The sequence below is a fragment of the Phenylobacterium deserti genome (genome assembly GCF_003254705.1).
Lineage (GTDB): Bacteria > Pseudomonadota > Alphaproteobacteria > Caulobacterales > Caulobacteraceae > Phenylobacterium > Phenylobacterium deserti.
Map to the genome: position 1 here is coordinate 255,195 of NZ_QFYR01000003.1, position 18,708 is coordinate 273,902.

Consider the following 18,708-nt stretch of genomic DNA (forward strand, 5'->3'; position numbering starts at 1 on the left):
CGCATGCACGCCTCGCCTTGAATGATTTTCGTTTTCATCATGACACGCCCCGTGGGGGGTTTTGCCCCACTTCCATCGGAAACAAAGTTGCCCCCTTGGTGGTTCCGCACCGCAGCAAACTTTTTGCGGCACGGAACGGAAGCTCAGGCGTTCCTCCCTTGCGGCAACAGAGGGGGCGTGCGTGCAGCGAAGCGGCGTGGGCGATTGGGCGCGGGATCCGTTTGGGTTTCTTGGGCGTCACGCGGGTGAATTCCGCGTCTTCATGCCGGGCGCCGCCGGCGTCGAAATCATCAGCCGGGGCAACCGCCGCAAGGTCGTGAGCCTGGAGGAGATCGCCTCCGGCCTGTTCATCGGCCGAGCGAATAGCAAGTCGCCTTACCTGCTGCGCATCTTCTGGCCGGACGGCCCGCAGGAGGTGGAGGATCCCTACAGCTTCGGGCCGGTGCTCGACGAAGGGGCGCTGCAGCAATTTGCATCAGGCTCGCTCTGGGACTTGGCGGATCGCATGGGCGCCCTGCCCTGCACGCATGAAGGCGTGGACGGGGTGGCCTTCTCCGTCTGGGCTCCCAACGCCCGGTGGGTCAGCGTGATCGGCGACTTCAACGGCTGGGACGGCGGCCGTCATCCCATGCGCCTGCGCCACGCCGCCGGCGTGTGGGAGATCTTCCTGCCGCGCCTCGGCCCAGGCGAGCGCTACAAGTTCGAGATCGAAGGCGCGGACGGCGTCGTCCGGCAAAAAGCCGACCCCCTCGCCCGCGCCACCGAGGCGCCGCCGGCCACCGCCTCCATCGTCGCGCCACAGCTGGAGCACGCCTGGTCGGATGACGAATGGATGGCCCGGCGCGGTGAGAACCGCCACCCTGGCGCGCCGATCTCCGTCTATGAACTCCACCCAGGATCTTGGCGGCGTCCTTGGGACGAGCGCCCGACGCACAACTGGGACGAACTGGCGGATCAGCTGATCCCCTACATCCAGGACCTTGGCTTCACGCACATCGAGCTGCTCCCGATCATGGAGCATCCGTTCGGCGGCTCATGGGGCTACCAGCCCTTGTCGCTCTTTGCGCCCAGCGCCCGCTACGGCTCGCCGGACGGTTTCGCCCGGTTCGTCGACCGCTGCCACCAGGCCGGCATCGGCGTGATCCTGGACTGGGTGCCGGCGCACTTCCCCAGTGACGCGCACGGGCTGGAGCAGTTCGACGGCACCGCCCTCTACGAGCATGCCGATCCCAAGGAAGGCTACCACCCCGACTGGAACACCCTGATCTACAACCTCGGCCGCACGGAGGTGCAGGGCTTCCTGATCGCCTCCGCCCTCTGGTGGCTGGAGCGGTTCCACATCGACGGCGTGCGTGTCGACGCTGTCGCCTCCATGCTTTACCGGGACTACAGCCGCGCTCACGGCGAATGGACGCCGAACATCTATGGCGGCCGTGAGAACCTCGAATCCGTGGCCTTCCTGCGCCGCATGAACGAAGTGGTGGCCGCCCGCTGTCCGACAGCCGTCACCATCGCTGAAGAGTCCACGGCCTGGCCGGGCGTCACCGCAGCCGTGGAACACGGCGGCCTCGGCTTCACCTACAAGTGGAACATGGGGTGGATGAACGACACCCTACGCTACTTCGAGCGCGATCCGATCCACCGCGGCTGGCACGGCGGCGACATCGGGTTTGGCCTCAGCTACGCCTTCAGCGAACGGTACATCCTGCCGCTCAGCCACGATGAGGTGGTGCACGGCAAGGGCTCGCTGATCGAAAAGATGCCGGGCGACCGCTGGCAGAAGTTCGCCAACCTGCGGGCCCTATTCGGTCTGATGTGGGCCCACCCGGGCAAGAAGCTGCTGTTCATGGGCGGCGAGCTCGCCCAGTGGGCCGAGTGGAACCACGACCGAGAACTGGACTGGGGGCTGCTTCAGCAGCCTGAGCACCATGGGATCCAGCGGCTGGTGGCCGACCTGAACCGCCTTTATCGGACCGAAGGCGCCCTGCACCACACCGATGCCGACCCCCGCGGCTTCAGCTGGCTAATCGAGAACGACCACGGCATGGGCCTGTTCGCGTTTGTCCGGCGCTCGTTCCACGGCGGCGCGCCGATCCTTGTTCTCCTGAACACCACGCCCGTGCCGCGAACCGGGGTTCGCGTGGGCGTGCCGGAATCCGGCCAGTGGCGCCAGATCCTGAACAGCGACGCCGAAATCTATGGGGGCGGGAACTTCGGCTCCGGCGGGACCGTTCGGACCGCCGCCGAACCCGATCACGGCCACGCCCAAAGCCTTGAGCTCAGTTTCCCGCCGCTGGCCGCTGTTTTCCTCCGCTACGAAGGACCCGTTGTTTGAACATTCTGCCTGAGCGCCTCGAGGCCGGCTCTCCCTACCCCCTCGGCGCCACGTTCGACGGTTTGGGCGTGAACTTTGCGGTCTTCTCGGCGAACGCCGAGCGGATCGATCTTTGTCTCTTCGACCCCTCCGGCCGTCGCGAGCTGAAGCGCTATTCCTTGCCCGAATGCACCGACGAGGTCTGGCACGGCTATCTGCCCGACGCCCGCCCGGGTCAGCTCTATGGCTACCGCGCCTACGGTCCTTATCGGCCGGAGCAAGGCCACCGCTTCAACCCAAACAAGCTGCTGATCGACCCCTACGCGCGTCGTCTTGCGGGTAAGCTGCGCTGGACGGACGCCCTGCACGGCTATCGCGTCGGCTCGCACAGGGCCGATCTCAGCTTCGATCGCCGCGACAGCGCTCCGGCCATGCCGAAGTCGGTTGTCACGGCCGAGGCCTTCGACTGGACGGGCGACCAGCGCCCCAACACCCCCTGGTCCGAGACGGTGATCTACGAGGCTCACGTCAAAGGCCTCACCGCGCTCCTGGAAGAGGTCAGCCCCCCGGAACGCGGCACCTTCGCCGCCTTGTCTCATCCCAAGGTGATCGACCACCTGCGGCGGCTCGGCGTCACGGCGCTCGAGCTGCTGCCGGTCCACGGCTTCGTTCAGGACCGCTTCCTGCAGGAACGCGGGCTGACGAACTACTGGGGCTACAACACCCTCACCTTCTTCGCGCCGGAAGCTCGCTATCTCGCCAGCGGCAGTCACGACGAGTTCCGTCTGGCGGTGCGGCGCCTGCACGCCAGCGGGATCGAGGTGATCCTCGACGTGGTCTACAACCACACGGCCGAGGGCAGCGAGATGGGCCCGACCCTCAGCTTCCGCGGCCTGGACAACGCCACCTACTATCGCCTGGTTCAGGACGCCCCGCGCCACTGCATCAACGACACCGGCACGGGCAACACCCTGGACCTCTCCAAGGCGCGCGTGCTGCAGATGGTCACCGACAGCCTGCGGTACTGGGCCCAGTCGTTCCGGGTGGACGGCTTCCGCTTCGACCTCGGCGTCACGCTCGGCCGTGAAGGCAACGACGGGTTCAGCCCCAGCGCGGCCTTCTTCCAGGCCCTGCGTCAGGATCCGGTGCTCGGGCGCCTGAAGCTGATTTCCGAGCCGTGGGACATCGGCCCGGGCGGATACCAGCTCGGCAATCACCCCCCGGGCTTCGCCGAGTGGAACGACAAGTTTCGCGACACGGTGCGCAAGTTCTGGCGGGGCGATGCGGAGATGCGCCCCGACCTCGCCGCTCGACTGGCCGGCTCCGGCGACCTCTTCGACCGGCGGGCGCGCCGCCCCTGGGCCAGCGTCAACCTCCTCACCGCCCACGACGGCATGACCCTGAACGACGTGGTCAGCTACGAGGGTAAGCACAACGAGGCGAACGGCGAAGACAACCGCGACGGCCACAGCGAGAACTATTCCCGCAATTGGGGCGCCGAGGGCTCCACCGACGATGCCGATATTCAGGCGCAGCGCGACCGGGCCCGACGTTCCATGCTGGTGACGCTGTTCGCCTCGTTAGGCACTCCCATGCTGCTGGGTGGGGACGAGTTCGGTCGCAGCCAGAACGGCAACAACAACGCCTACTGCCAGGACAACGAGCTGAGCTGGTTCGACTGGGACCAGCTGCAAGGCGAAGCCGCCCAGCCGCTGATCGACTTCACGGCTCGACTGATCGCCTTGCGGAAGGCGCACCCGCTGCTGCGCTCGACGCATTTTCTTTATGGCCAGCAGAAGGTCGCCCCAGGCGTTCTCGACATCGACTGGTTCGATGAGCGCGGCATGAACCTCACTCAGGACGACTGGCGAAATCCGGAAGGCCGCGCCCTGGTCATGCGCCGGGCTCGCCTGTTGGATGACGGCGCCATGGAAACGCTCACCCTGCTGCTCAACGGCAGCCATGAGGCGATCACCTTCACCCTCCCGAAGCCTGCGACCAACCCCGAAGTGCTCGTCGACAGCGCAAACCCCACCGGCGAGCTCGCCTTCCGGGATGAGGGTTACGAGGTGGGCGCCGGCGCCGCGGTGCTGGTCCGCTGCCTGGAGCCCGCACAATGAGCTCGTCTGGGTCCGACTGGGGCGCGACTTGGCTTGGAGACGGCCGAACCCGTTTTCGCCTTTGGGCGCCGGGGCAGACCCGCCTTAGCCTGGAGATCGAAGGCCGTGACGCCCTGGCGCTCGAGACCGGCGCGGACGGCTGGTTCGAAACGATAGTGCAGGCCTCACCCGGTGCGCGCTACCGGTACCGGCTGGAGAACGGCCTCGCCGTTCCGGATCCGGCGTCCCGAGCGCAGGCGGGCGACGTCCATGGCTGGAGCTTGGTCACCGATCCGACCGCCTACAGCTGGCGGCAATCGGAATGGCTGGGCCGGCCCTGGCGCGAGACGGTGGTTCAGGAAGTTCACGCTGGCGTGCTGGGCGGCTTCGCCGGCGTGGCCGCCCGTCTGCCGTCGCTGGCGGAACTTGGCGTCACGGCGGTCCAGCTGATGCCGGTCGCGGCTGTCTCAGGGCAACGCAACTGGGGCTATGACGGCGTTCTCCCTTACGCCCCCGCAGCGGCCTATGGATCGCCCGACGAGCTGAAGGCCCTCGTGGACGAGGCCCACCGCCTCGGCCTGATGATCTTCCTGGACGTCGTCTACAACCACTTCGGACCGGACGGGAATTACCTGCCCGCCTACGCGCCGGAGTTCTTTGACGAGAGCCGGCAGACTCCTTGGGGCGCGGCGATCGCCTTCGGACGCGAGCCGGTGGCCCGCTTCTTCATCGACAATGCGATCTACTGGCTAAGCGAGTTCCGCCTCGACGGCCTGCGGTTCGACGCGGTGCACGCCATCGCGGACGAGACCTTCCTCGACCGCATGGCCGCGGAAGTCAGCTCGGCGGTTCCGGACCGCGAGGTCCACCTGATCCTCGAGAACGAGAGCAACGACGCGGCGCGGCTGACGCGCGGCTACACCGCCCAGTGGAACGATGACTTCCACAATGTCCTGCACGTCCTGCTCACCGACGAGACGCAGGCCTACTATCAGGACTTTGCGGAACAGCCGGCTGAGAAGCTGGCGCGATGCCTGGCGGAGGGCTTCATCTACCAGGGTGAAGGCTCGCCCAACCATGATGGCGCGCCGCGCGGGACGGCTAGCGGTCACCTGTCGCCGACCGCCTTCGTCACCTTCCTCCAGAACCACGACCAGGTCGGCAATCGGGCCCTGGGCGAGCGCCTGACGGCTCTGGTCGCCCCAGAGCGGCTGCAGGCGGCCATGGGCTTGCTGCTGCTTTGCCCGCAGATCCCCCTGCTGTTCATGGGTGAGGAGGACGGCTCCCAGACGCCGTTCCTCTTCTTCACCGACTTCCACGACGAGCTGGCGGACGCGGTGCGCGAGGGGCGGCGCAAGGAATTCGCCAAGTTCCCGGCCTTTGCCGATCCAGAGGCCCGGCAGAAAATCCCGGATCCGAATGCGGCGAGCACCTTCGAGAGCTCGAGACCAGAGCCCGGCCCTGATGCCGAAAGCTGGCGCGCCTTGGTGGGCAGTCTCCTCGCCCTCCGCCGCGATCACATAGTTCCATACCTGGACGAGGCGCGCAGCCTGGGCGGCGTGGCGCTCGGGCCAAAGGCCGTGCAGGCCGCCTGGAGCCTCGGTGACCAACGGCTCACGGTGGCGCTCAACCTCGGTGATGAAGCGGTGACCCTGAAAGATCCGCCGCAGGATGCGCCCGTGTTCGATCTTGGCCTTGCCGCAGAAGACGACCAACTCGCCCCCGCAGCGTTCATCGCCTGGCTGGAGCCGCAAGCATGAGCCAGGACGCCCTATCCGATCTCGCGGAAGCTGCGGGTCTGATCCTCGATTGGGAGGATACCCAGAGCGTCCCGCAGAGGGTCGCGCCTGACGCTGTTCGCGCGATCCTCACGGCCCTTGGCTATGCTTGCGACACCGAGGCCGCTTGCCGGGAGAGCCTGTCACGCCTGAAGGCCGCGCCAGCGCCGGACTTCCTCGCGGTCGATGTTGGGCAGCCGATCCTTATCGCCGCCGCCGATGGCGCCGGGAAACTCCGGCTAGAATCTGGGGAGGTCCGTGACGTCCGGATCAAGGGCGGCGTGCTGCCTGCGATCGCTGAGCCCGGCTACCATTCCCTGGAACTCGCGGACCGCCAGCTCACCCTGGCGGTCTGCCCGGATCGCTGCGTCACGCCCACCGATCTTCTTGAGCGGCGCAGCTGGGGGCTGACCACCCAAATCTACAGCCTGGCGGGGCCTGGCGGTTTCGGCGACTTCGGCGACCTTGCCGCCTTCGCCGCGAAGGCGGGCCAGGCCGGAGCGGACGCGCTAGCCATCAGCCCGGTCCACGCGCTGTTTGCAGCCGATCCCAATCACTACAGTCCCTATTCACCCTCAAGCCGTGACTGGCTGAACGGCCTCTTCGCCGACCCTGCCGTCCTGGGCGTCACCCGCACAGCGCAGCCGCCGGCAGATCTGATCGACTGGCCCGAGGCTTCGCCAGCCAAGCTGACCGAGTTGCGGGCTCTGGTGGGAGCCGCCAATCAGGATGCCCGCTACCGATCGTTCGTCCAGAACGGGGGCGAGGACCTGCGCCGTCACGCCCTGTTCGAAGCCCTTCACGGCCATTTCCGCCGAACCCAGCAGATCCATGACTGGCGCGCCTGGCCCGCGCCCTTCCAGGACACCCACGCAGCCGAGGCCGCCGCGGCCGAGCTCGGCCTGAACGACGAGATCGCCTTCCACCTCACCCTGCAGTGGCTTGCGGACCTGAGCCTTGGCCAAGCGCACGCGGCGGCTCGCGCCGCCGGCATGGGCATCGGCCTGATCACCGACCTGGCGGTCGGGCTCGACCCCGCAGGCGCCCATGCTTGGTCGCGACGTGAGGACCTTCTCACCGGCCTGACCCTCGGTGCGCCGCCGGACGCCTTCCAAGCGAACGGCCAGGGCTGGGGCATCACCAGCTTCGCGCCCGACGCGCTGATCCGCGGCGGCTTCGCGCCCTTCCTGAAGACGCTGCGGTCGGCCCTACGCCACGCGGGCGGGGTGCGGATCGACCATGCGCTGGGCCTGAAGCGAATCTGGGTGCTGCCGGAAGGCGCCAGCCCGCTGGAAGGCGCTTACCTGAAGTACCCGTTCGAAGATCTGCTGCGGCTGATCGCGCTTGAATCGCAACGCGCACAGGCGGTGGTGATCGGCGAGGATCTCGGCGTCGTGCCGCCAGGTCTGCGGGACATGCTGGAAGGTCGCGGCCTGCTCGGCATGCGCGTCCTGGCGTTCGAACGCACCAAGGACGGCGGCTTCAAGCGCCCCGAAGACTACGACGCCGGCGCCGCGGCCATGACCAGCACCCACGACCTGCCGCCCGTCGCCGGCTGGTGGGCCGGGCGGGACATCGAATGGCGTGATCGCCTGGGCGACGCCAAGGACCGCGTCGCGGACGACGCCGAACGGGCGGAACACCGCCACCTGCTCTGGCAGGCGCTAAGCGAAGCTGGCGCTGCGGACGGCCCCGAGCCGCCGCCGTCCGAAACCCAACCCGTCGTAGACGCGGCCATCGCGATGACCGCCGCCACCGCCTGCGAGCTGCTGCTCGTTCCCGTCGAGGACCTGCTCGGGGTCGAGGAACAGGTGAACCTGCCCGGCATCGTCGAGCGGCATCCGAATTGGCGCCGGCGCCTGCCGCTGGCGGCCGACGCCTTCTTCGAAGAGCCCGCCGTGCGGCGGCGCCTCGACAGCCTCAACACCGAACGGCCCCGATGATCCCTCGCGCCACCTACCGCGTACAGTTCCACGCCGGCTTCACCTTCGCAGACGCCGCCCCGCTGGCGGACTATTGGGCGGATCTGGGCATAAGCCATCTCTACGCCTCGCCCATCGCGACCGCCCGCAAGGGCTCAACCCACGGCTACGATGTGGTGGATCCCTCCACCATCAATCCGCACCTCGGGGGGGAGCAGGCCTTCCGCGACATGGCCGCCGCCCTGCGCGCCCGGGGCCTCGGCATCATCCTCGACATCGTGCCGAACCACGTCGCCGTCGGCGGCGAGGAAAACGGCTGGTGGCTGGACGTCCTCGAGAACGGTCCCGCCAGCCGGTACGCCCGCTTCTTCGACATCGATTGGGAGCCGGAGGATGCGAGCCTGAGGGGCAAGGTGCTCGCTCCGTTCCTTGGCGCGCCCTACGCCGAGGTGCTCCGTTCGGGCGATCTGCAGCTGGAAGCCGAGCCGGACCTGGGCCGCATCTCCCTGGTGGCCTACGGCGCGCACCGCTTCCCCATTCGACCCGAAGACCACGCGGAGGTGCTCGCTCGGACCGGAGCCGCCGACCTGCGCTCGCTCTCACGCGACAAAATCGACGCGCACTACGACGGGGCCAACGACGCAGCTCGTGAACGCCTGCACGCCTTGATCGAGAAGCAGCACTGGCGGCTGGCCTGGTGGCGCAGCGCGGGAGACGCCATCAATTGGCGGCGCTTCTTCGACATCACCGAACTGGCCGGCCTGCGGATCGAGGAGCCGGAGGTGTTCGACGCCGTTCACGCCCTGCCCCTGCGCCTCTATGCCGAGGGCCTCATCGATGGGGTGCGCGTGGACCATGTGGACGGCCTCGCCGATCCCGCAGGCTACTGCCGCCGACTGCGCGCAGCGCTGGAAGAGCGCCGGGCCGAGCGGCCGGCGGACCGCCAGAACCGCGCCTATCTCATCGTCGAGAAGATCCTCGGCGCAGGCGAGGCCCTCTCGTCCGACTGGGAGGTCGACGGGACAACGGGCTACGAGTTTATGAACGAGGTCTCAGCCGTGCTCCATGCACCGGAGGGCGCCGAGCCGCTGGCTGACTTCTGGGCGCGCATCAGCGGCCGCCCCGCAGATTTCCAAAGCGAAGAGCACATCGCCCGCCAGGAAATCCTGCATCGCGGCTTTGCCGGGCAGCTGGACACCGTCGCGGCCACCCTGCACCGGGCCGGCCAGAGCGCGCTCGAAACCCGCGACTTCGGCTTGGCCGCGTTCCGTCGCGCCGCCGCGGCGCTGGTCGAGTCCTTCTCGGTGTACCGCACCTACGGCACGGGCCAGACGGCGCCCACGGCAGACGCCCCTCTGCTCCAGATCGCTGTCGACAAGGCCATTGCAGCCGCCCCGCTCGACGAGGCTGTGATCCGCCTGATCGCCGCCTGGCTGGCGGGCCAAGGTCCGGGCGACACGGCGTTGCGGGCCGACGCCGTACGCCGCTTCCAGCAGCTCAGCGCGCCCATCGCGGCCAAGTCGGTGGAAGACACCGCCTTCTACCGCTACGGCCGCCTGCTCTCGCGCAACGACGTGGGCTTCGATCCGGCTAGGTTCTCCGAAACGCCGCGCGCATTCCTGACCCTGTGCCGCGAGCGTGGCGAGTGCTTCCCCGGCGCCATGCTGACGACCGCCACGCACGACCACAAACGCGGCGAGGACGTTCGAGCGCGGCTCTCCGTCCTCAGCGAGATAGCTCCAGACTGGATCGACCGCGCCGAGCCTTGGGTCCACGAGGCGGCAGCCGCCGGCGTCGATCCTGCCGACGCCCTGTTCGTGCTGCAGATGATCGTGGGCGCCTGGCCGCTGGATCTCACGGCTGACGATGCCGAAGGCCTGAGCCAGTTCGCCGAGCGTGTGGCCGCCTGGCAGATCAAAGCTCTGCGAGAGGGCAAGCTGCGCTCGTCCTGGGCGGTTCCCGACGAGACCTACGAAGGTGTTTGCACGACCCACCTGCACGGGCTTCTGACGGAGCCGCAGGGCGCCGCGACCCGCGAACAGATCGCAGCCTTCGTCCAAGACATCGCTCCCGCCGGCGCAGCCAAGGGTTTGGTGCAAGCCGGCCTTCGGCTCACCCTTCCGGGCGTGCCCGATCTCTACCAGGGCTGCGAGTTCTGGGACTTCAGCCTCGTTGACCCGGACAATCGGCGTCCCGTGGACTACCCGGCCCGGCCTCGTAGTTTGGGGTCTTCAGGTCTCGACTGGCGGTCCGGCGGTCCAAAGCAGGCGCTGATCGCTGAGCTGCTTTCCATGCGTGCTCGCGATCCCGACCTGTTCGCCAGCGCTGATCTTTCGCCGCTCGAAGTGGTCGGCGCCCGTGCAGGCTCGGTGCTCGCTTTCCGCCGTCGCCATGGCGGCCGGGTTCTCACTGTCGCGGCGCTGCTTCGCACCGCGGACGCAAGCGGCCTCACAGGCGCCCCGGCCGTAGCACCAGAATGGTGGGGCGACACCCAGCTGCGTCTGGAGGGCGCACAGTCCCTCCGTCTGGCGGAGTTCGCCGCTGACCGCGTGTTCGCCGCTCAGTTGGACGCCTTGTGAGCGGCAAGCACAATCTGAGATAGCAGTTTGCCGACGTCGACGGTGGCGCGGCGCTGACCGTGCTGAAGACAGGACATGGCTGCAGGGTGGGAATCGGCCGGACCCGTCCGCGCCAGCAGCCGGTCTCTGAGTCGCCGCAAGCCAGCCCGGCGGGCATTCGTGAGCCGCCGCGCTGCAGGATTCGCCCCGGAAAATGCATGCATCGGCGCCACACCCGCTGCATTTCAGTTCGGCTTGTTTTCAGGAGATGTTCGAGGCGCAGCGTTCGGACAAACCTGGAATGGCAAATAGACGCATTTAGTCAGTGGCTTAGAAGGTCTTGCGCCGCAAGATGCAGGCGCAATGTCAGCGCTGTCAAAAAGTTTGTGATGACGCTGCGGAAACCTTGACCCGCGTCAAATAGCGATGATACCGCTAACGCAACTGTACCGCGGAGTTGTTCGTGCGTAACCGCTTGGCGCCGCCGTTTTGGTGGACCGGGCAAATTCGAACGACGTCGCAATAACAAGACTCATAGGGCTCACCAAAGGGGGGACATGCCTTGAAGCGGCACCGCCGACTGCAAACTTCTGCGTCTTTCATCGCCATTTCGGCTGCACTTTTTGCAACCGGAGCGGCACATGCTCAGACGGATCAGGCTTCCGAAGTCGAGGAAGTCGTCGTCACCGGGATTCGCGCCTCGATCGAGGCGGCGCTTGAAATCAAGCGCAGCAACAGCGGCGTCGTGGACGCCATTGCGGCCGAAGATATCGGTAAGTTCCCGGACACCAACCTCGCTGAATCGCTGCAGCGCATCACCGGCGTGGCCATCGACCGTTCCAACGGCGAAGGCTCTCAGGTCACGGTCCGCGGCTTCGGCGGCGGCTTCAACCTGGTCACGCTGAACGGCCGCACCATGCCGACCGCCAACGTGGCGACCGTCGGCGGCGACCAGTCGGCCGACTTCGCCGGCGGCACCAGCCGTTCGTTCGACTTCTCCAACCTGGCGTCGGAAGGCGTCAGCACCCTGGAAGTCTACAAGACCGGCCGCGCGGCCATCCCGTCGGGCGGCATCGGCGCTACCATCAACGTCCGCACCCGTCGTCCGCTGGACGCCGAGCCGGGCCTGAGCGGTTCGATCGGCGCCAAGGCGCTGTACGACACCAGCGTCGATCAAAGCCTGGAAGACGCCGACAAGATCACGCCGGAAGTTTCCGGCCTGCTGAACTGGACCGATGGCAGCGAGCGCTTCGGCGTGTCGGTGTTCGGTAGCTACCAGAAGCGGAACTTCACCAGCCGGAGCGTCACCTCCAACGACTGGAACGTCCGCCGCTACCGTGACTTCATCAACCCGGCCAACGGGTTCGTCCGGAACAACAACGGCACGACCATCACCAACGCGCCGGGCCTCGATACCCTGGTCGCCATCCCGAACGACAGCCGCTACCACTTCTCCGAAGGCGAGCGTGAGCGCGTCAACGGCCAGGTGACGGTGCAATTCCGTCCGATCGACACCATCACGCTGACGGCGGACGCATTCTACGCCCGCAACGAAGCCTATGAGCGCCGGAACGACACCACCAACTGGTTCAACCGTCCGTTCGACCGCGTGACGTTCGATGACAACCCGACCGTCGCCACGGCCGTGTTCCTCCAGGAAAACCTGGCGGGGACCAAGGACATCGGCTTCGAGCAGCAGTACCGCGCGAACAACGACGAGTTGCAGTCCTTCGCCCTGAACGGCACCTGGCAGATGACCGACCGCTTCAGCATCGCGCTGGACGGCCACATCTCGGAAGCTTCGTCCAAGCCGGGCGCCCCGAACGGCACCAGCATGACCTCGCTCTCCATGGGCGCGCCGATCGTCAACTCGCACTCGGTTGACTACAGCGGCGAAGTGCCGGTCCAGGCTTTCACGATCAACGACGCCCTGCCCCGCGGCAACGCCAACGGCCGCATGGACGTGGGCGACCTGGGCAGCCAGGTGGCGCGGACCTCCTCGCAGTTCCAGAACCAGCTGGTGAAGGAATTCCGTGCGGACGCGGCCTGGGAACTGGACGACAACGGCAGCCGGTTCGACTTCGGCCTGAACTACCGCACGTCGGACATGCGTCAGGGCAACGTGAACACCCAGCAGGACCTCGGTTCCTGGGGCATCTCGAACCCGCGCGACGTTGCGCAGTATGCTGGCGGCCTCGTCAGCGAATACTGCATGGCTTGTAAGTTCCAGTCCTTCGACCTGAACCAGTCCGGTCCGGGCCTGACCTCCTTCCGCGCCGACGCCATCCAGCTGTTCGACGCTCTGTCGCCGGTCTACGCCGCTCGCGGTAACGCTCTGGCGGTTACCGGCCAGAACGACAACCGCGTGAAGGAAGACATCCTGGCCGCCTACTTCCAGATGACCTGGAAGGGCGAATTGGCGGGCCACGAAGCCAGCCTGGTCGCCGGCGCCCGGTATGAGCGCACCAAGGTGGACTCGACCTCGTCGATCCGCACGCCGCGCGCCATCATCTGGACCGCCGACAACGACTTCACCGTCGCGACGGGCACCACCTACCAGCCGGTCTCCGGCTCGGGCGAATACAACAACCTGCTGCCGGCCATGGACTTCCAGGTCGAGCTGATCGAGAACATGCTTGCTCGCTTCAGCTTCAGCCGCACGATCGCCCGTCCTGACTACGGCAACCTCTTCGCCGCGGTCACGGCCGGCGCTCCGAACCGTCCGGTCGCCAACGGGGCCATCCCGCTCGGCACCTCGGGCAACCCGGACCTCGATCCGCTGATCTCCGACAACTTCGACCTGTCGTGGGAATGGTACTACAAGCCGGGCAGCTTCGTTTCGGTCGGCTTCTTCGAGAAGCGCGTCCAGAACTTCGTCGGCACTGGCACCTTCCAGCGTCAGCTGTTCGGCCTGCGTGACCCGAGCTCCGGCGCCGCCGGCTCTCGTTCGGGCGCTGCGCGCACGATCCTGAGCAACCTGGGCATGGACCAGACGGACGTGAACCTGTTCACGGCCACGGCCCTCTACATCCAGAACGGCAACAACCTCGCCGCGGCTCAGTCGGCCTTCAACGGCCTGCGTGACGCCAACGGCCAGCTCCGTCAAAGCGAAGCTGACCGGATCCTCGCGGCGGTGGATATCGAAGCGGACGCCAACGACCCGTTCTTCACCTTCCAGGTGTCGCAGCCGGTCAACAACCGTCAGGCCAAGATCTACGGCTTCGAAATCGCCGGTACGCACTTCTTCGGTGAAACGGGCTTCGGCGTCGCCGGCGCTTACACCTACGTGAAGGGCGATGTCGGGTTCGACATCAGCGTCGATCCGAGCCAGGACCAGTTCGCCCTGCTCGGCCTCAGCGACACCGCGAACGCCACGCTTATCTTCGATAAGTACGGCGTCTCGGCTCGCCTGGCCTACAACTGGCGCGACCGCTTCCTGTCGGCCACGAACCGCGGTGGTTCGCGTAACCCCGTCTTCGTGGCTCCGTTTGGTCAGCTGGACTTCAACGTCAGCTACGACCTCACCGACAACCTGGCGATCTCGTTCGAAGGCATCAACCTGACCGGCGAAAGCCTCCGGACCTATGCCCGCGACGAGAACCAGCTGTGGTTCGCTCAGGAGCTGGACACCCGCTATCTGGTGGGCGCCCGCTACCGCTTCTAAGCACGGACCAACATCCGGACTTAAGGGGAAGGCCGCTGTTCGCAGCGGCCTTTTTCTTAGGAAGACATAGAGTTGGCCCGCGTACCCGGGCCCCGAGGAAATCACATGACCAAGCTGGCGCTGCTCAACAACGTCGATCATGCCGACCTTCGCGTGATTGCCGGTCACGGGGCCGAGTTCGGCGACAACATCAATCAGGTGCTGATCTTCCCGACCGAGTTCGAGGAGATCCAGCGCGAGTACCCCATCTTCTTCCGCCGCGACGCCGAAGGTCAGCTTCAGTCCGTGGCCCTGCTGGGCCTGGACCGCGACGAGAACCTGTTCCTGTCCCCCAATGGCTGGACGGCGCGCTACGTACCCGCCCTGCAGCAGCGCGGCCCGTTCTCCATCGCCCTCAGCAGCGGGGCGCAGGCGGATGCCGAGCCACAGATCCACGTCGATCTCGACCATCCGCGCATCAGCCGTACGGAAGGTGAGCCGCTGTTCCTCAAGGCGGGCGGCAATTCGCCCTACCTCCAGCATGTCGCCCGCGTGCTTGGCTCGATCTACAACGGCCTGGAGGTGAGCAAACCGATGTTCGCCGCTTTCGAGGAACTGCAGTTGATCGAAGCGATCGACGTGGAGATCGCGCTGGACGATCGAGTCCAGTACGACGTGCCCGGCCTCTTTACGATCGCGCAGGACAGGTTGGCGGAGCTCGCGGGCGAGGACCTCGAGCGGCTGCACAAGTCCGGCTTCCTGCAGGTCGCCTACTGGGTGATCTCCTCGCTGGGCAACGTGAGCCGGTTGATCGATCTCAAGACGCAGAAGCTGGCGGCCGCCTAAGGTCCGTCGGCGGCGGAGCCGGACGCAGGTGATGGTCGAGATTTCGGGAAAGGTAGATGTCCGGCCGGCGACGCGCCCGCAGGACATCCCGTTCGAAGAGATCCTGCAGAGCCAGCACCCCATGGTCTTCAAAGGCCTTGCGGGTGACTGGCCCCTGGTGCGCGAAGGGCTCGCCTCGCCCGCTCGCGCGGCCGCTTACCTCAAAGCGCTGTATAGCGGACAGCCGGTCGTAGGCTACATTGCCGCGCCGGAGATCGGCGGACGCTTTTTCTACAACGACGCCGGCACGGGTCTGAACTTCCAGACCGAACGAACGCGCCTCGACAGTTTCCTGGATCGCATTCTCGATCAATCGGCCTCGTCCGACGCGCCGGCCCTCTACATCGGCTCCACGGATGTGGACGCTTACCTGCCCGGTCTGCGGGCGGAGAACGATCTGGGCTTGGACAGTAAGGTGTTCGGCGAAGAGCCGCCGCTGGTCAGCATCTGGATCGGCAATCGTACGATCGCTTCGGCGCACTATGACATGTCGAACAACATCGCCTGCTGCGTGGCCGGCCGCCGTCGCTTCACCCTCTTCCCGCCCGAGCAGATCGAGAACCTTTATCCTGGCCCGCTGGAGCCGACACCGGGCGGCCAAGTCGTCAGCATGGTCGACTTCCGCAATCCCGACTTCGGACGCTTCCCACGTTTTCGTCAGGCGCTTGAGGCGGCGCAGGTCGCTGACCTCGAACCGGGCGACGTGCTCGTCTACCCCGCCATGTGGTGGCATCAGGTCGAGGCGCTGGATGCCTTCAACATCCTCGTGAACTACTGGTGGAACAGCACGCCCGGCTTCATGGACACGCCCATGAACACCCTGCTGCATGGCCTGATCAGCCTGCGCGACCGGCCCGAGCACGAGAAGCGGGCCTGGCGCGCGCTGTTCGACTATTATGTCTTCGGCCCGCCGGCGCGACCCGCCGCGCACCTGCCGGAAAGGGCGCGCGGGGCGCTTGGCCCCATGGACGATCTCAAGGCGCGGCGTTTGCGGGCGCAGCTGCTCAATCGCCTCAACCGCTAACCAGAAGATCCGGGGGGATCACGTGCAAGGACAAGTGGTGAAGAAGGTGGTGGTGGCAGGTGGCGGCACCGCCGGCTGGATGGCGGCGGCGGCGCTTTCTCGTCACCTCGGCTCGCTTCTGGAAATCACACTGATCGAGTCGGACGACATCGGCACTGTGGGTGTGGGCGAGTCCACCATCCCCACGGCCCGGACCTTCAACGCGCTCCTCGGGATCGACGAGCGCGAGTTCATGCGGACCACCCAGTCGACCTTCAAGCTCGGCATCTCGTTCGAGAATTGGGGTCAGGTCGGCGATCGCTACATCCACTCCTTCGGGCAAGTGGGCAAATCAACCTGGATGGGCGGATTCCATCACTTCTGGCTGCAGGCCAAGGCGGAAGGCTTCGCCGGCGATCTCGGCGACTACTGCTTCGAGCTACAGGCCGCTGAGGCCGGCAAGTTCGCGACCAGCGAGAACGCCAACATCAACTACGCCTACCACCTGGACGCCACGCTCTACGGCCGGTTCCTGCGAAAGATGAGCGAGGGGAAAGGGGTCAGGCGCGTCGAGGGCAAGATCCGCAGCGTTCGCCAGAACGCTCAAACCGGCTTCATCGAGGCCCTGGTCATGGAGAGCGGCGAAGAGGTCGAGGGCGACCTGTTCATCGACTGCACCGGGTTCCGTGGCCTGCTGATCGAACAGACCCTGAAGGCCGGTTACGAAGATTGGAGTCACTGGCTTCCGACCAACAGCGCCCTGCCCCTGCAAACACGTTCTGTGGGTCCCGCCATGCCCTACACGCGGGCCATGGCCCATGGCGCCGGCTGGCAATGGCGCATTCCCCTGCAGCACCGCGTGGGCAACGGCTTCGTCTATTGCAGCGACTACATGTCCGACGACGAGGCGCAGGCTCAGCTCCTGGCCAACGTTGAGGGCGAGGTGCTCACCGAGCCGCGCGTGATCCGCTACAAGACTGGCAAGCGGCGCAAGACCTGGGACAAGAACTGCGTGGCCCTGGGCCTGGCCAGCGGGTTCGTCGAACCGCTGGAATCCACCTCGATCCACATGATCATGATCGGGATCCTGCGCCTGATGCAGCTGTTCCCGTTCAGCGGCTGCAGCGAGGCGCTGATGGACCGCTACAACGAGCAGGCGGACGCCGAGCTGGAGAAGATCCGCGACTTCATCATCCTGCACTACAAGGTCACGGAGCGCAGCGACACGCCGTTCTGGGACCGCGTGCGTACCATGGAAGTGCCGGAGCCCCTCGCCCACCGCATCGCGCTCTTCCGCGACAGCGGTCAGGTCTACCAATCGCCGGGAGAGCTCTTCCAGGTCGACTCTTGGCTGCAGGTGATGCTCGGCCAGCGGCTGGAGCCGAAGGGCTACCACCACATGGGTCGGCTGATGCCGCCGGCGCAGCTGCGGCAATCGCTGGTGGACCTGAAGGGCAACATTGACCGGGCGGTCAACAGCCTCCCGACCCACCAGGCGTTCCTGGAGCAGTATTGCCCGGCGGACGCCACCTAGTAGTCGAACGCCGGCGCCGCCGTGTGCCGGCCGAGCAGGAAGGCGTCGGCCACGTGGCGTAGCGGGCTGACGTCCACGTCCGACTCCCCGTTCGCGATCAACTCGGCGAAGTGGGCGTAAAGGCCGGGATACTCGCGATCCGGTCCCTCGTGGGTGAGCGCGCCGTCCACGAACATCTTGGCGCCGCCGTGGGTCAGCTTCAGCGCGCCGCGGTCGGTCTCCACGTCGATGTCCCAGCTCTGCGGCCCGGTCTGCAGGAAATCGAACTCGGCGGTGACCGGATTGCCGGCGGCGTCCTTGAATGCAAGTTCGGCGGCGATTGGCGCTTGCCGGTTCTCCGGTACGTGGAGCTCGGCGCTCGTCAGGAAGAAGGGCTGCGGCAGGATGCGCGTGACGATGGACAGCGCGTTGATGCCAGGATCGAAGACCCCCAGGCCACCAGCTTCGAAGATCCACTCCTGACCCGGGTGCCAGACGCGAACGTCTTCCTTCCAGGTGATCTTGGCCGACCGCACCTTGCGCTCGGCCAGCCAGGCGCGGGCCGGCTCCACGGCCGGCGCAAAGCGCGAGTGCCAAGTGGCGTGCAGGGTCAGGCCCTTGTCGGCGGCGAGCCCCCGCAGATGCTCCACCTCGCTCAGGGTCGCGCCCGGCGGCTTCTCCAGCATCACGTGCTTGCCGGCCTCCAGCGCGGCGGCGGCGAGCTCGTGACGAACCTGCGGCGGCGTGCATAGCGACACCGCGTCCACCTCCACAGCCTTTAGCAGCTCGCTGATGTCCTGGAAGGCGGTCACGCCCTCTATGGAGCCGTGGCGGCTGGCGGTGGCGACCAGCTCGAACCGCGGATCGGCGGAAAGCGCCGGCAGGTGCTGGTCGCGGGCGATCTTGCCGATGCCCACCAGTGCGATCTTGATCACATCCATAGCGCCGCTCCCTTGAAGATTTGTCCGGGTTTAGGCGGAAAGCCGTGCGGCA

The 18,708-nt window shown here is 66.7% G+C and carries 10 protein-coding genes; 9 read left to right on the forward strand and 1 reads right to left on the reverse strand.

Annotation, left to right across the window (positions count from 1 at the left end; translation table 11 throughout):
• Window positions 1–181 precede the first annotated feature (181 nt).
• The 9 genes from glgB (at window position 182) to DJ018_RS13885 (ending at window position 17,736) form a co-directional block, all read left to right on the forward strand.
• Complete coding sequence (gene glgB, locus DJ018_RS13845; protein WP_205853773.1) at window positions 182–2,335, forward strand: 1,4-alpha-glucan branching protein GlgB; 2,154 nt, start codon at window positions 182–184, stop codon at window positions 2,333–2,335.
• The gene (glgX, locus tag DJ018_RS13850) at window positions 2,332–4,434 is read left to right on the forward strand and encodes a glycogen debranching protein GlgX (protein ID WP_111515551.1); all 2,103 of its coding nucleotides are present in this window, start codon (window positions 2,332–2,334) and stop codon (window positions 4,432–4,434) included. Before glgB ends, glgX begins: the two co-directional genes overlap by 4 nt.
• Window positions 4,431–6,173 carry a malto-oligosyltrehalose trehalohydrolase gene (gene treZ / locus DJ018_RS13855; RefSeq protein ID WP_111515552.1) on the forward strand — a complete coding sequence of 581 codons (1,743 nt, stop codon included), beginning with the start codon at window positions 4,431–4,433 and terminating at the stop codon, window positions 6,171–6,173. The genes glgX and treZ overlap by 4 nt, the downstream gene beginning before the upstream one ends.
• Window positions 6,170–8,134, forward strand: a complete 1,965-nt coding sequence (malQ, locus tag DJ018_RS13860) for a 4-alpha-glucanotransferase (RefSeq protein ID WP_111515553.1) — start codon at window positions 6,170–6,172, stop codon at window positions 8,132–8,134. Before treZ ends, malQ begins: the two co-directional genes overlap by 4 nt.
• The gene (gene treY / locus DJ018_RS13865) at window positions 8,131–10,692 is read left to right on the forward strand and encodes a malto-oligosyltrehalose synthase (RefSeq protein ID WP_111515554.1); all 2,562 of its coding nucleotides are present in this window, start codon (window positions 8,131–8,133) and stop codon (window positions 10,690–10,692) included. Before malQ ends, treY begins: the two co-directional genes overlap by 4 nt.
• Window positions 10,693–11,233: 541 nt before the next feature.
• Entirely contained in the window at window positions 11,234–14,335 is a 3,102-nt protein-coding gene (locus tag DJ018_RS13870; RefSeq protein WP_111515555.1) for a TonB-dependent receptor, read from the forward strand.
• A 105-nt stretch (window positions 14,336–14,440) separates the two neighbouring features.
• The gene (locus DJ018_RS13875) at window positions 14,441–15,160 is read left to right on the forward strand and encodes a SapC family protein (protein WP_111515556.1); all 720 of its coding nucleotides are present in this window, start codon (window positions 14,441–14,443) and stop codon (window positions 15,158–15,160) included.
• 31 nt (window positions 15,161–15,191) lie between these two features.
• The gene (locus DJ018_RS13880; RefSeq protein ID WP_111515557.1) at window positions 15,192–16,223 is read left to right on the forward strand and encodes a cupin-like domain-containing protein; all 1,032 of its coding nucleotides are present in this window, start codon (window positions 15,192–15,194) and stop codon (window positions 16,221–16,223) included.
• Between the two features lie 22 nt (window positions 16,224–16,245).
• Window positions 16,246–17,736, forward strand: coding sequence for a tryptophan halogenase family protein (locus tag DJ018_RS13885; RefSeq protein WP_111515558.1), 1,491 nt, complete (start codon window positions 16,246–16,248; stop codon window positions 17,734–17,736).
• Here the strand turns inward: DJ018_RS13885 and DJ018_RS13890 are convergent.
• Complete coding sequence (locus DJ018_RS13890) at window positions 17,733–18,656, reverse strand: Gfo/Idh/MocA family protein (RefSeq protein ID WP_111515559.1); 924 nt, start codon at window positions 18,654–18,656, stop codon at window positions 17,733–17,735. The two genes, DJ018_RS13885 and DJ018_RS13890, sit on opposite strands and share 4 nt — an antisense overlap.
• Window positions 18,657–18,708: the final 52 nt, after the last annotated feature.

Excerpts from the sequence above, each read along its gene's own strand:
- malQ (WP_111515553.1), top strand. The coding sequence starts at position 6,170 with ATGAGCCAGGACGCCCTATCCGATCTCGCGGAAGCTGCGGGTCTGATC.
- DJ018_RS13880 (WP_111515557.1), top strand. The coding sequence starts at position 15,192 with ATGGTCGAGATTTCGGGAAAGGTAGATGTCCGGCCGGCGACGCGCCCG.
- DJ018_RS13890 (WP_111515559.1), bottom strand. The coding sequence starts at position 18,656 with ATGGATGTGATCAAGATCGCACTGGTGGGCATCGGCAAGATCGCCCGC.
- treZ (WP_111515552.1), top strand. The coding sequence starts at position 4,431 with ATGAGCTCGTCTGGGTCCGACTGGGGCGCGACTTGGCTTGGAGACGGC.
- treY (WP_111515554.1), top strand. The coding sequence starts at position 8,131 with ATGATCCCTCGCGCCACCTACCGCGTACAGTTCCACGCCGGCTTCACC.
- DJ018_RS13875 (WP_111515556.1), top strand. The coding sequence starts at position 14,441 with ATGACCAAGCTGGCGCTGCTCAACAACGTCGATCATGCCGACCTTCGC.